This window comes from Paenibacillus sp. FSL R7-0273, assembly GCF_000758625.1.
Lineage (GTDB): Bacteria > Bacillota > Bacilli > Paenibacillales > Paenibacillaceae > Paenibacillus_AQ.
In genome coordinates, this window is record NZ_CP009283.1 from 7,142,468 (window position 1) to 7,155,730 (window position 13,263).

At 51.9% G+C, this 13,263-nt stretch carries 12 protein-coding genes; 3 read left to right on the forward strand and 9 right to left on the reverse strand.

Annotated features, from left to right (window positions below):
• Positions 1–158 precede the first annotated feature (158 nt).
• Positions 159–812, forward strand: a complete 654-nt coding sequence (locus tag R70723_RS30730) for an HAD family hydrolase (RefSeq protein ID WP_039877922.1) — start codon at positions 159–161, stop codon at positions 810–812.
• Between the two features lie 207 nt (positions 813–1,019).
• Positions 1,020–1,556 (forward strand): MerR family transcriptional regulator, encoded by a 537-nt coding sequence (locus tag R70723_RS30735; RefSeq protein ID WP_052421531.1) that lies wholly within the window; start codon positions 1,020–1,022, stop codon positions 1,554–1,556.
• 100 nt (positions 1,557–1,656) lie between these two features.
• On the opposite strand, the gene R70723_RS30740 is transcribed toward R70723_RS30735, so the two are convergent.
• The 3 genes from R70723_RS30740 to R70723_RS30750 form a co-directional block, all read right to left on the reverse strand.
• The gene (locus tag R70723_RS30740; RefSeq protein WP_039877925.1) at positions 1,657–2,496 is read right to left on the reverse strand and encodes a hypothetical protein; all 840 of its coding nucleotides are present in this window, start codon (positions 2,494–2,496) and stop codon (positions 1,657–1,659) included.
• A gap of 87 nt (positions 2,497–2,583) precedes the next feature.
• Positions 2,584–3,558, reverse strand: coding sequence for a hypothetical protein (locus tag R70723_RS30745; RefSeq protein WP_039877926.1), 975 nt, complete (start codon positions 3,556–3,558; stop codon positions 2,584–2,586).
• Positions 3,548–4,126 carry a sigma-70 family RNA polymerase sigma factor gene (locus tag R70723_RS30750; protein ID WP_039877927.1) on the reverse strand — a complete coding sequence of 193 codons (579 nt, stop codon included), beginning with the start codon at positions 4,124–4,126 and terminating at the stop codon, positions 3,548–3,550. Before R70723_RS30750 ends, R70723_RS30745 begins: the two co-directional genes overlap by 11 nt.
• Before the next feature lie 192 nt (positions 4,127–4,318).
• Here R70723_RS30750 and R70723_RS30755 point away from each other — a divergent pair, with 192 nt between their 5' ends.
• Positions 4,319–4,897 (forward strand): class I SAM-dependent methyltransferase, encoded by a 579-nt coding sequence (locus R70723_RS30755; protein WP_039877929.1) that lies wholly within the window; start codon positions 4,319–4,321, stop codon positions 4,895–4,897.
• On the opposite strand, the gene R70723_RS30760 is transcribed toward R70723_RS30755, so the two are convergent.
• The 6 genes from R70723_RS30760 to R70723_RS30785 form a co-directional block, all read right to left on the reverse strand.
• Positions 4,894–5,793 carry an alpha/beta fold hydrolase gene (locus R70723_RS30760; RefSeq protein WP_039877930.1) on the reverse strand — a complete coding sequence of 300 codons (900 nt, stop codon included), beginning with the start codon at positions 5,791–5,793 and terminating at the stop codon, positions 4,894–4,896. The genes R70723_RS30755 and R70723_RS30760 overlap by 4 nt on opposite strands.
• Positions 5,794–6,273: 480 nt before the next feature.
• A complete protein-coding gene (locus tag R70723_RS30765; RefSeq protein WP_039877931.1) occupies positions 6,274–7,854 on the reverse strand; it encodes an ABC transporter substrate-binding protein in 1,581 nt (526 codons plus the stop codon).
• Between the two features lie 61 nt (positions 7,855–7,915).
• Positions 7,916–8,797, reverse strand: coding sequence for a carbohydrate ABC transporter permease (locus R70723_RS30770; RefSeq protein WP_039877933.1), 882 nt, complete (start codon positions 8,795–8,797; stop codon positions 7,916–7,918).
• A gap of 27 nt (positions 8,798–8,824) precedes the next feature.
• Positions 8,825–9,745 (reverse strand): ABC transporter permease, encoded by a 921-nt coding sequence (locus tag R70723_RS30775; RefSeq protein ID WP_039877934.1) that lies wholly within the window; start codon positions 9,743–9,745, stop codon positions 8,825–8,827.
• Positions 9,746–9,889: 144 nt separating this feature from the next.
• The gene (locus tag R70723_RS30780; RefSeq protein WP_231574802.1) at positions 9,890–11,470 is read right to left on the reverse strand and encodes a response regulator; all 1,581 of its coding nucleotides are present in this window, start codon (positions 11,468–11,470) and stop codon (positions 9,890–9,892) included.
• A 6-nt stretch (positions 11,471–11,476) separates the two neighbouring features.
• A complete protein-coding gene (locus tag R70723_RS30785; RefSeq protein ID WP_039877936.1) occupies positions 11,477–13,210 on the reverse strand; it encodes a sensor histidine kinase in 1,734 nt (577 codons plus the stop codon).
• Positions 13,211–13,263 lie beyond the last annotated feature (53 nt).

Sequence of the window (13,263 nt, forward strand, 5' to 3'; positions counted from 1 at the left end):
ATATCACGGATGTTAAGCAAATGCGGCAGTCCTCCCTTATATGAAAACGGTTAATCTGTGCCGAAACAAACATATCATTTCATTTGTGTCTGCTAAAATGATAAGTATCGCTTTTCTGATTATCCGCGCATTCAATCTAATAAAGGAGTCACCACATTATGTCTATTAAAGCAGTACTATTTGATTTTGACGGAACACTGGCTGATACGCTGCCCTTGTCCTTCACGGCTTTTCGCACGGTGTTTAAGCAATACGAGAACAGAGATGTAACGAACGAAGAGCTGGTAGCTATGTTCGGCCCGACCGAAGAGGAGATTATTGAAACTAACTTCACTAATAAAGCCGCTGCTCCACAGGCGGTTCAGGATTATTTCTCAATCTATGAAACGGGCCATAGTGGTGAGTCTGTCAAGAACGCCGGAATTACCGGGCTGCTGCAGCTGCTGAAAGAGCGCGGGATCAGGATCGCTGTTATCACCGGCAAAGGACAGCGGGCATACCGGATCTCCTCCAAGGCACTGCAGATGGAGAACTTCTGTGAGTTTGCCATTACAGGGGATGATGTGGTGCAGCCGAAGCCACACCCGGAAGGCATCCATCGTGCCCTGGAGCTTCTCGGAGTCAGCCCCGCCGAGGCTGTATTTGTAGGTGACAGCAATGCCGATATTCTGGCAGGCAAAGCTGCCGGACTGCGTACTTATGCGGTGCGCTGGCTGTCGGCTTTTCAGAGTCAAACCTATGACGTGGAGCCGGATGACGTTTTCAGCAGTGTGGCTGAATTGGTGGAGCTGCTGGAGCAGGATCGCCTGTAATGTTCGTGGTGAAGCTCACGGCTGTTTAATTGAGAAAAAAGCAAAATCCGGCCGCTTTATGTAGAATCATAAGGCGCTGCTAATCTCGGCTTTGCTCGCAATACCACTTTGTTTAGCGAACCGGCACCACCTTTGTCACCCGTGCAGGGAGTCGCTCCTGAGGAGCGAATAGGTATATCACCAAATACCGAAGCGGAGGAATGGAAAATGGAAATGTTTAAAACAAAGGAAGCTGCAGAGCAATTGTCCGTCAGCCAGACCACGATCAAACGCTGGGCCGCGATGTTCCCTGCCAGCTTTCCCAAGGACCGGTTCGGTCATTATATTTTTACCACGCAGGAAGTCAGCCTGCTTAAATCTATTAAAGAACGGCTTGAGCAGGGGGAATCACTGGACAGCATCACGCTAGCTGAGAATCAACCGCAGGCAGAGCCGATGCCTATTATTCAGAAGCCTCCTGTTACGGAGCCCCCTATGCAGGAGGTCTGGTCCAGGCTCGTCCGTATCGAGCGTTCGCTTGACCAGAAGGCCGACGAGGTCGTCTCCGTGCAGCTGCTTCAGCAGCGCCAGGAGCTTGAGGATCTGCGCCGGATGATCCAGCAGCTCGCTGTATCGATTGAAAGCATTCAGCAGCCGCGGCTTCAGGCAGCCGCGGCCTATGAGGAGCTGCATCCCCTCGCCGCTATGAAGCTCAAAACCCCGCCCAAGAAGCGCGGGCTGCTGCGCACTTTTTTCTCGCTATAGGCTGTAAGTACAGGTCTGGGTCCGGTACGGCTTTGCCGGGCTCAGGCTTTTATTTTGCTCCAGCAGTACGTTTCCCCCACCGTGGCTGATCTGCCACATATCAGAGCCCGCGCCGCAGACGTTCCTGCCAATCCAGCCACCGCCGTTCTTCCCAGCCCGGCCAAATCTTTTTTATCTCTTCTAACAGCCACTCACCCGCTATCGTAATCGAATTCTCATGCGAAGCGTAGATGACCCAGTCCATATCGGCAGCAAACCAGTAGCCCTCGCCGTTGATTGTGTAAGCCGGGTTAAATCCTTCTATATCAAGCTGATACTCCGGTGAATGATCGAACTCCCGCAGCTCGAAAATCCGCTCTATTCCGCGGGCCCGTAATATTGCCTTTAGTGCCTCAATCCCCACCTCTGCCGCGAAATAGTCATCCATAAAAGCTTCTGTATCCGCCGGCTTGGCATCAGTCAGCGGGTACCAGAAATCACCGATGCCCCACTTTTCCCTCAGGTCCTCCCACAGTAAGGTCCGCTCTACCTCTGACAAGGTGCGCCGGTAAGGCAGCGGAGATACGCGCACTTTTCCTTCCGCAGCCTTTTTATCCAAATAGTCCGCTAACGCTTGCCGCTCAGCCGCCGCAGTCTGCTGAAATATCCCCTCTTTATTCTCGGTAAACAGGCTCTGGGCATTCCAGACAGCCGATAAAATCTTCTTATGCGCTTCTTCCACAGCCGCAAATTCTGTTCCGTCAGACTGTTCGAGCTGAGCAAGGATTGCATCCAGCACTAAATATCGGGGAAACAGCTTTTCTGCCTCTGCCGTGTAGCCCCCGTCTTCCGTTCTGTCCCTGCCGGCATTCATCAGCCGTGAATAGGTTCTCCCCCAATACCGGGACATAATCATGCAGTAACGTCTTGCGAGGGTATGAAGCTGCTCTGCCTGATTCATCGTGCACATCCTTTTTATATGAATTTGGTTGTATTGAATGTAAAAAAGAGCCTGAACCCCATTATTAGGGCCCAGGCTTTCATTATATTACTTCTGCACTAAACTCTCAGCTGCCTCAATCAGCTGCTCTTTCGTAACCGCCGCAGAATCGGTCTGTACATGGTAGGCAACCGCCGTATCACCGGCTTCGCTAACCCAGGTCACATCCTGGTGGATACTGCTCTGCCCGAACAGCGACTGGTCGTTCTTGAGATAATGTGCGGTCAGTCCGCCGATCGTTGCATCTTCAGCGGTTATCCCGGGCGGGCTTAGCTGGAGAATCGCAGGGTTTACATCTTCCCCGGCGATTTGCCAGGTAACGTAGATCGTATCATTGGCTGCATTCCGGTAGAGTGAAGTATAGGTATCTATAAAACCATTGGCTGTGTCAGTGAGGCGCCACAGCATCTCACTTCCTGATGCTGTACCTTCAGTCTTCAGCTCATCGAAAATGGAATCGGCGCCGGTCCCCAAAGCGACTTGAAAAGGGGAGGCCTCCATGCCCTCTTCCAGGCTGTAGGCTCCAAGCAGGGTCTCAGGCAGCTTTTCCTGGACTCCCTGCTGCTGAAGCAGCATTCTCCATTCCTCTGCCGGTACCTTCACCGGGTTATTGATACCATAAATAATTGGTGACTCGCCGATAGTACGATCAAAATCACGAAGATATACGACCGCTGATTCCCCGGGTACCAGCTGTGCTTTTACCTTTTCCAGCTCACCGCGGATTTTCACCACATCCTCCTGCTTGAACTGCAGCTGCTGCTCCGTCCGGTTGCTGACGGACAATCTGCCTTCATCCGAATACAATAGCCTGCTGCCGGCATAGCCGAAGCCGCACAGCATAACAACGATAAGAGCGGTTAACAGGTAGACGGACGTTTTTCTTTTTCTGAACATAATTGAAACTCCCCTTTGCTGCATCACCTGCTGCCTGTATTCCGCCGTAATCCGGTTATTAAGGCCCTCAGGGCTTCTCCGGGAATCGTGCTTGAACTCTTTTGTCAGCTGCTGCTCAATAGACAAAGCCATCACCCTCCTTTTCCATACCCTGCTCAGCGAACCGGCGGCGTAACTGCTTAAGCGCATGATGATGCCTCGATTTTACGGTGCCTAACGGAACCTCCAGCAGCACGGCAATTTCCGTCAGCGGACAATCCTGATAATAGCGGAGCACGATAACCTCCTTAAGCTTAAGCGGCAGCGTCTGGAGCAGCGGAAGCAGTTCCAGCTGGTCATCCAGAGCAGTGAACGGCCGTTCAGCCGCCGGATCTGCAGATCTGCCCGTGCTGAGCTTCAGCTTTTCCGTAATCCGGAACAAGCGCCACTCTCTCCGTTTCCAGTTCCGCACCTGCCTGATCATCAGGCCGCTGAACCATGCGCCAAAGTTCTGCTGCGGATCATACGTATGCACGCTTCTGTACAGCTCAAGATATACCTCGCTCATAATATCTCCCGCGTCCTGCTGGCGGGGCGCAAGGTAGCTGATGAAGCGGTACGCGTGATCCCGTGTAGCTTCATACACAACCTGGAACGCTTCTTCCTCACCCTGGCTCATCCGGATAAGCCACGGGTGTAAATCTAAATCCTTCATAGGACCGGCCTCCATTCAGGCGTTACAACGGATATTGGCCCGCTGGGGGTAAAAAGGTTCAAAGGGGGAGGACATTTATTGCAGCTCATGCAGACTCAGCGAACTGGACGCCGGGTATTCACCTCGGCATAAGTTATCTTATAATGGAGTAAGTTCTAAACGGCTGAACGTTCATCCCCGAAAGGAGTCCCTATGCCTTTTATTGAAATCATTCCCTGGATAATCACATTTGTCCTCCTGTTATCCGTACTTTGGATTGTCCTCATAAGCTGGAAGAACGGGATTTCGCCGATGCCCGCCTCCGGGCTTGTCCGGCTGGCAGTGATTGCAGAGGTGCAGCGGATTCGGGGCTACAGCAATATTGTTGAAGCCGGTTCCGGCTGGGGCACGCTTGGGCTGGAGGTTATCCGCCATTGTCCCGGGAAGCGGCTGACCGGAATCGAAAATTCCGGCATTCCCCTGGGGTTCTCAAGGCTGTTCACCTTACTCTATGCCCGCATGCTGCCGGAAAAGGGTGCCGGGGAGGGATTGCGCAAACGGGTTATTTTTAAGCGCGGGGATATCTATAGCTACTCTTACAGGGACGCCGACATTGTGCTCTGTTATCTGTTCCCGGGAGCAATGGCGCTTTTGGCAGAGAAGTTCAGACAGCAGCTGCCGCAAGGCGCGACGGTGATCAGCATCTGTTTTGCCTTGCCGGACAGGCAGCCTGTGCGCGTTATTACCTGTAAGGATCGTCTGCGGACTAAAGTGTATGTATACCGGTATTAGGGTCGGGTTACAAATCGAATGACATCTGCCGCAAACCGGTCAGGCGCTTCAAAATGCGGCAGATGCCCGCATTCCTCATATATTTTCAAAGTTCCATTCCGTGTATTTTCAACAAAAGTCCGGGTCTGCTCTTCACAGGTAATCGGATCATGCCTGCCTTTAATCAGAAGAACGGCAACCGTGAGCTCTTTAAGCACGGGAAGCACCGGGTCGAACATCCGCCCCTCTTTCATTAGCTTGGACAAATGTATATAACTGCGCCTTCCAAACTCCTCTGTCTCACTGTCTGAATACGACATCTCTGTATAATTGTTGCCTTCATTCGGCGTGTATACCTTCATTCTGAGTTCACCCAAACCTTCGCCTAATTCAAAAAAGGAGTGTAACAGCTCAAACGGCGGCCGATTATCTCCTGCTGCTGCAAGACAGGCTTGTGCCTGCTCTGATTTTTCGAGTGACTCGTACAAGCCTGCTGCCTTGCGCAGCCAGCTCTGAAGTGATTTTGGCAAATCCAAAGAAGGCCCCTCCAGAATCAGGCTCTTTACCGAGTCTGGATACTTGCCGGCATACCGGACTCCCAATAATCCGCCAAAAGAATGGCCTAGAACAGACCATTTTGCAATCCCCAGCTCTTTACGCAGCTGCTCACAGTCCTCTACCAAATCCTCCAGCGCTAACGGCTCACTCTCTCCGATTTCCTCAGAACGCCATACTCCCCGCTGGTCAATGCCAATTAGGCGGAGTTGGTCTGATAGGCGCCGAGACTGATGCAGCATGAATTCATAGCAGCCCTCTCCCGGGCCCCCATGCAGATACAACAATGGCGGAGCCGCTGCGTCGCCGTGAATCTCTACATACAGCTGCTTATCGCAGACTTTAATAAATGTAGCTTCCATTCAGACCGTCCCTTCGTGTACCTTTAAGACAAAGTTTGTTATCCCATATATTACAAAATCAACTAATTTCATTCTAATCGCTAACCTCCCTCGCAGCCAATACCTCCTAACAGACTCAGCAGACCTTATTCTTGCCATTTCAGTCTACCGGCAGGTTTAACGGACTCCAGCGGCGTTATTTGCTCCGTATTCACCCGCATGAGCGCATTTTTGGCTAAACAGCGTCATCTGAGTCCGTTAGGAAGTCCAAACGCCAGAAAATAGGCAAATAACGCCTCCTGGGTCCGTTAGAGCACCCCGTGCACTGCAGTTACTTGAATGCTCCGTTAGAGCGCCCCATGTGCTGCAGCTGCTACAAATGCCCCTTTTGCGCAAGTTCGCCGCTTGCCACCTGCCCCATCCCGCCACCCGCACAAAAAAGCAGAGCAGCGCCCCCCCAATAACGGGAGAACGCTGCCCTGCTCTTGTATAAACACTCTATTACTTGTTCGCCAGGAACGCATCAATCTGTGCCTGCAGCTCAGTCTGGATTTTCTCAAGACCGGCGGATTGTAGCTGCTTGTTCAGCTCGGCCAGGCCTTTGTCGATGTCTTCGATTACGCCGTATTCCAGCGGAATAGCGTAGCGCAGCATCACGTTGCCGACGTTGGCGATTTCTGTCTTCACTTTGCTGTTGTCGAACACGAAGGTTTCCAGGTCATAGTGGTACACACTAGCTTCCCAGCTGTTAACCAGATCGGAAGCTTCCTGCGGGAACGCTTCATTGGTGCGGTTCAGCGGCGAGTTGAAGTTCCAGTTGGAGAAGCCGGTATAGTTCGGGTTCTTCTCAAGCGCTTTGAATTTGTCTTCGCCTACCGGTTCATAGTGTACGCCGTTGATTCCGTACATCATCAGGTCATGCAGCTGTTTGTCATTTTGCATCAGGTCAATCATCATCAGGGAGCGCTCCACATTTTTGGAGGTCGCATGGATGGATGTACCGTTCTGCGTGGAGATGGCGATCGATTTCTTCTTGCCCTGGTTGATGTCGGCCAGCGCTACTTCGTAAGGTGAATTCTCCTGGCGCATAAGAGCCATCAGGGAACCCAGCGTACCATTGTTGTGCGTAATGGATGCAGTTTTACCTGCCTTGAAGTCAGCCTGATGATCGTTTTTGCTGTTCAGCACGTTCTTGGACCAGGCGTTGTTGTCGGCAAGATCCTTGTAGTACACCAGCAGATCCTTGAATTCCTGTGTTTCATAGACGTTGAATACTTTACCGGCAGCGTCATCCAGCTTGAAGGCGAACGGAAGGTCGAGATCGAACATGTTCCATTCATTCTGCTGCTTCAGCAGGACACGGTCCAGGTTATGATATTTCCAGTCTCCGGTTTCCGGAGTAAACGGGGTAACGCCCTTCTCGTTCTGGCCAATGGTTTTCAGGTAAGTCGAGTAGGATTCTGGGCTGTTGATCTCCGGCAGATTGTACTTTTTGCGCAGGTCTTCGCGGTAGAGAATCAGTTTTTCAACAGACTCCCCGCTGTTTTGCGGAACCATGTACAGCTTGCCGTTCACCTTGGCCTGGTCCCAGCTTACCTGCGGCATAGCCTTCACCGTTTCCGGCATGTACTTGTTCAGCAGCTCATCGGTCAGCTCCAGGAAGCCGCCCTTCAGAGACTGGTCATTGTAGCCGGCCCAGTTCGCCGAATAGATCAGGTCGAAATCCTCGTTAGCCGCCAGCTTCAGCGGATATTTCTGTGCCCAGTCGGACCAGTCCAGGAACTCGCCTTCGACGGTGGCATTAATTTTTTCCTTCAGCACTTTATTGATTTCAGCAAATACGCTGTCGTAATCGACCGGCTTAGGTCCGACAAAAATCATTTTCAGCTTCACTTCTTTAGAAGTATCGATAGCTCCCGAAGCTGCAGGATCTGTTGCAGTGCTGTTGCCGCCTGCCTCTGATGCATTATTAGTAGGCTCAGCCGGTGCATTGGCATTGTTATTGCCTCCGCCGCACGCACTTAGAATCGTAACGAAGGTTAAAACGAGCGCCAGCAGCATCATTCTATTTCTTTTCAGCATCTCAAGCCTTCCCCCTTGTAGTTGAATATGAAATCTATTGATAAACCGGATGACTCCGGGTTCACCCTTTAACAGCACCGATCGTTAAGCCTTGGACAAAATAACGCTGCACGAACGGATAAGCCAGCAGGATCGGGCCAGTAGCCACAACCGTCATCGCCATTTTGAGGCTCTCGGTAGGAATGGCTGTAGTCACGACAGCACCCGCTCCCATCATTGCCTTGCGCATACCGTCCATGTTGCCCAGCATTTTGTACAAATAATACTGCAGCGGCATCAGATTCTCGTCGGAGATGAACAGCAGCGCATTATACCAGTCATTCCAGTAAGCCAGAGCCAGGAACAATCCGATTGTAGCCAGGGCCGGCTTGGACAGCGGCAGAATCAGGCGGACATAAATCCGGAAGTCGCCGGCGCCGTCGATTTTGGCCGATTCGACAATGGCTTCCGGGATGCTACTCATAAAAGACTTCATGACGATAATGTAGAACACATTCAGCATCATCGGCACAATCAGGGCCATCGGCGTATCCTTCATATCGAGATAGTTAACGATCAGCAGATACCACGGAACGAGTCCGCCGCTGAACAGGGTAGTGAAGAAGAAGAAGAACGAGAACTTGTTGCGCCATTTGAAATCCTTGCGGGACAGCGCGTAAGCGGTCATCGAAGTCAGGAACAATCCCAGCAGGGTGCCGGTCGCCGTAACCCCGATAGTCACCAGATAAGCGTTGATCATTTCCTGCGGGTATTTGAAAAGAATGCTGTAAGCCTCGGTCGAGAAGGCAGTCGGTATAAACTGATAGCCGTCCGTTATGATTTTGCTCTCTTCGGTCAGGGATGAGGAGACGACCAGAATGAACGGGAAGATACATAGCACGGCGAGCAAGATCAGTGAAACATAGCCTATGGCTGAGAAAATTTTACGGTCAAGCTGCTTCATATCGTTACCTCCATTTCCTGTTTGTCCCTAGAACAGGGCGCGGTCTTTGTCGTATTTGCGGACAGCGTAGTTCACCGTCATGATGGTTGCGAATCCAAGCACCGACTGGAACACGCCTGCTGCAGCCGACATTCCGATATCATTGGAAGTAATCAGTGACCGGAAGACAAAGGTATCGATAACGTCCGTCGCGGAGAACAGCAGCCCGTTGTTGCCGACCATGTTATAGAACATCCCGAAATCTCCCCGGAAAATGTTCCCGACCGCCAGCAGCACCAGAATAATGACTGTAGGATAAAGGTTCGGCAGAGTCACCTTCATAATCCGCTGGAAGATGTTAGCGCCGTCAATTTCAGCCGCCTCGTACATTTCTGTATCGATACCCGAAATCGCCGCCAGATACATTACCGTTCCGTACCCGAGACTCTTCCAGGCAGCTACAATAACCAGGATATAAGGCCAGTAGGCCGGTGTATTATAAATATCGACAGGCTCAAGGCCAAGGCCTCTAAGCAGCGCATTTACTGTACCGATGTCATAATTGAGCAGGTTATAGGCAATCGCCCCGACTACGACCCAGGAGATAAAATAGGGCAGGAACAGCGCCGATTGTGTAATTTTGCGGAACCATTTGCCTCCGACCTCAAACAGCATGATGGCAGCGAAGATCTGCAGGGCGTTGTTTACCGTTATAAAAGCAATGTTATAAAGTGCTGTATTCCGTGTAACCCGCCAGGCATCGCCGGATTCGAAGAAAAAGCGGAAGTTGTCCAGCCCGTTCCAGGCGCTGCCGAAGATGCCGCCGGCGTAATCGTATTTTTTAAAAGCAATGACGATACCCGCCATCGGGATGTACGCGAACAGGAGGAAGAAGGCAACCGCCGGTAACAGCATCAGCAGGATAACCTTATAGTTTTTCAAATCATTCCAGAATGTATGCCCTTTCATTTCTGCACCCCTCTCTCTTCTATATCTCACATTATAAGCAGGGCAGGCCCCCGGCATAATTCAGCGAAACAACTAAACTTAATACTAATTCAACGATTTAGTATAAAAAAAGCCCCCGTTCCACCCGGAACAGAGGCCGCAATCCTATATTTTATTCTGCTTCCGGTATTCGCCCGGGGACATGCCCATGTATTGCTTGAACTGCCGGTTGAAGTAGATGATATTCTTGTAGCCGGCCTGCTCGGCAATTTCATAGACCTTCTTGGTCGGGTCCTCCAGCAGCTCGCAGACCCGCTTCATCCGCAGCTCGCCGACATAGTCGCTGAACAGGCTGTTCGTCTCCACCTTGAACAGGTGGCCCAGGTAGTTGGGCGAGAAATCGAAATGGGCTGCTACCTCGTTCAGTGTAATCTTCTGGTCCAGTCTTGCCTTCACATAGTCTGTAATTTCATCGATCAGCTTGCGCTTCTGCCGCTGGCGCTTCAGATACAGCCGCTCCGACAGCTCGAAGAACCGCCGCCGCAGCCAGGAGAGGATATCATGCACCGTCTCGAACTGGAACAGCACAAACGGCTGATGGGCATCCCAGTTCAGAATCTCGTACAGATGCTCATTCATCTGGCGCAGGTCGGCGTGCAGCTTGGAGGTGATCCGGATGATGATATCGTAGATATCATTTTTCTGTGAGATCGGGCTGTCCCCGGCAAACAGCTGCAGCAGGCAGTCATCGACGGTCGTAAGATCATATTCAAGCATCGCCTTCAGCATCCGGTCCACAATCTCCTCCAGATCGGAGGCGATTTTCTCCTTCGGATGCCACTCCGAGGCGTCCTGAATGAGCCTGTTCTTGCCGACAATCCATTTAATGCTCAGCGCAGCCTGGGCCTGCCGGTAGGAGTCATGCAGCTTGTCCGGCTCAGCAGCGTACATCCCTTTGCCTATGGTAACAGAGCTGGAGAATTTCTGATAAAAGGAACGGATCAGCTCCTCCAGCAGGACAGTGAAATGCTGCTCCTGAACCGCAGCCAGAATGATAAAGTGATAGTCATAGCCGGTGATTACCATGCCCAGATTATGCTCCCGGGCAAACTCCCGGATAAAATCTCCGGCGCTGGCGCTCCAGGCACACCGCTCTTCCTCGCTCCAGCCGCGTATCTTCCAGGCGATATCATCCAGCTCAACAATAGCCACAGCCGACAGTGCCTGCAGATAAGGCGTGAGCACACCGAGAATATGGGCCTGCGCCGGACCCGGGGCAGCTTCACTGAACCAGCGCAGCAGCAGCTCCTGATTGACCAGCGACAGTGTCTCCGTCAGGGAGGTATGCTGCTTGCGCTCCTGCTCAATCTTGGCACAGAGCCGGACCAGCATGCCGTTCAGCTCCTCGTCATCTACAGGCTTCAGCAGATAGTCGGAGGCATTTAACTGAATGGCCTCCTTGGCATAGCTGAAATCCTGATGCCCGCTGATGAACACAATCTCGACCTCCGGGTTCAGCGCCTTAGCCTTGCGGGCAAATTCCACCCCTGTCATAATCGGCATCCGGATGTCAGAGAGAATAATATCGATCGGGTGCTGCTCCATCACTTTGAGAGCGGCAAAGCCGCTGGCAGCCGTCAGGACGCTATGCAGCGGCAGATGGCTGCTTCCGGCCACGCGCCGTCTCAGCCACTCCAGATCAACAGCCTCATCATCTACCAGCAAAACATTTATCTCCACTGCCATATCCCTCTACTCCCTCACTTCACGGATTTCTTCATTTTCTACCGGCAGAACAATCTGTACAGCCGTTCCGGCCCCGTAATAGCTGCCGATCTGAATTCCGTAATCATTGCCGTATCTCAGCTTGATCCGTTCCTCCACATTCTTCAGGCCGTAGCTGCCCGGCTGGAAGGAGCCTGAGCGCATATTCCGCAGCGTATCGGGCCGCATCCCGATCCCGTTATCAATAACCTTCAGCTCGATACGGTCGCCCAGCTTCCTGCCGGTAATCCGGATGGCGATGCTCTCGCCGAACCAGGCATGCTTGAAGATATTTTCCACGAACGGCTGCAGAATCAGCTTGATGACCGGAACCTGCAGAATCTCAGGATCCACATCATAATAGACCTCAAAAGCATCGGCATACTTTACCCGCTGGATTTCCAGATACATCCGTACCTGCTCGAGCTCCTTTTCAATTGAAATATAGACCTGTCCTTCATTTAAGGTCAGCCGGTAAAACTTGGACAGCCCCTGCACCATCCGCGTCACCTTCTCGACCTCCCCGAGATTGGCCAGACTGACAATGGTAGACAGGGTGTTGTACAGGAAATGCGGACTGATCTGGGCCTGCAGCACATCCAGCTCGGCCTGCTTTTTCTGGAGGCCCTGAACATAGACGTTCCTGATCAGCTCCTGAATGCTCGCTGCCATCTGATTAAAGCTGTTGGCAATATACACGAATTCATCGTTCCCGGGGAAGCCGATCCGTTTATAGAAGTTGCCCTCTTGAAATGAGCGGGCCAGATAGACGATGCGCTTGATCTTTTTACCGGATATACGGGCCACAAGGAAACCAATTGCCGCCATGACCACGAAGCTGATCGTGCAGACTGCACCGATGGCTCTCTGCATTCTGCTTGCATCCTTATTGAGATAGCTGTGCGGCACCCGCGCTTCTATCACATAACCGGGTATCGGGATATCCTCGCTGATTATCAGATACTCGTCCGGCTTAGCCGGCTTGTCCGGAGCTCCCTGCTCATAAATGGTCTGCCCCCGGGCCCTGTCAACAAGCCGCAGCTCCAGTCCCTGATCCACGGGAAAGGTGTCAAAGTTGCCGAACAGCTCATCTATTCTCGCCGTAACCCGGATATAGCCGATAACCGACGGGGCCGCGTTGGAAGCAACGAGCTTGCGGAAATACGAAATGTTGCCAAGCCCGCTGTCACTGTCGGCCTGCAGCCACAGGCTGTCCCGGTTGCTCATCAGAATGGAACGGAACCATTCCTTATTCTCAATGACCCGCTGAGACATCACGTAATAATCGCTTCTGCCGATAGGCTCCGACATATCATCTCCGGTAATCTCCAGCATAGTCTCATTAGCTGTATACAGCACAAGCCGCAGCTTGTTCCCGTACAGTTGCAGAGGCGCCTTCATGTAAGGCACAATATCATCGCGCATCTTGAGCATATTCTCCAGCAGATTGCCCCTGAACTGCAGCGCATTCTGAAAGTTCGTATTAAGAAACAGCGAATTGCTCATCCGCTTAATCTCATCGGTCTGATATTCTATATTGCTTCTCGTCTGCTTCAAGGCTGTCCGCACATTCGTCTCCGCCATCTCGGTCCTTGACTCAACGAGCATCGTATAGGCAATATAGCCGACCAGCAGATCGGTCAGGAGAACGAGAATCAGATAAGGAATCATCATTTTGTAGGTGAAAGGAATGTATTTTTTATCCGGCCAAAATCTTTCCATACCTGAGGCTCCCTTACAAAGGTGTAACAGCAGCTGGCCGCTGTTTGCATCCA

Excerpts from the sequence above, each read along its gene's own strand:
- R70723_RS30730 (WP_039877922.1), top strand. The coding sequence starts at position 159 with ATGTCTATTAAAGCAGTACTATTTGATTTTGACGGAACACTGGCTGAT.
- R70723_RS30735 (WP_052421531.1), top strand. The coding sequence starts at position 1,020 with ATGGAAATGTTTAAAACAAAGGAAGCTGCAGAGCAATTGTCCGTCAGC.
- R70723_RS30740 (WP_039877925.1), bottom strand. The coding sequence starts at position 2,496 with ATGAATCAGGCAGAGCAGCTTCATACCCTCGCAAGACGTTACTGCATG.
- R70723_RS30750 (WP_039877927.1), bottom strand. The coding sequence starts at position 4,126 with ATGAAGGATTTAGATTTACACCCGTGGCTTATCCGGATGAGCCAGGGT.
- R70723_RS30755 (WP_039877929.1), top strand. The coding sequence starts at position 4,319 with ATGCCTTTTATTGAAATCATTCCCTGGATAATCACATTTGTCCTCCTG.
- R70723_RS30760 (WP_039877930.1), bottom strand. The coding sequence starts at position 5,793 with ATGGAAGCTACATTTATTAAAGTCTGCGATAAGCAGCTGTATGTAGAG.
- R70723_RS30765 (WP_039877931.1), bottom strand. The coding sequence starts at position 7,854 with ATGCTGAAAAGAAATAGAATGATGCTGCTGGCGCTCGTTTTAACCTTC.
- R70723_RS30770 (WP_039877933.1), bottom strand. The coding sequence starts at position 8,797 with ATGAAGCAGCTTGACCGTAAAATTTTCTCAGCCATAGGCTATGTTTCA.
- R70723_RS30775 (WP_039877934.1), bottom strand. The coding sequence starts at position 9,745 with ATGAAAGGGCATACATTCTGGAATGATTTGAAAAACTATAAGGTTATC.
- R70723_RS30780 (WP_231574802.1), bottom strand. The coding sequence starts at position 11,470 with ATGGCAGTGGAGATAAATGTTTTGCTGGTAGATGATGAGGCTGTTGAT.
- R70723_RS30785 (WP_039877936.1), bottom strand. The coding sequence starts at position 13,210 with ATGGAAAGATTTTGGCCGGATAAAAAATACATTCCTTTCACCTACAAA.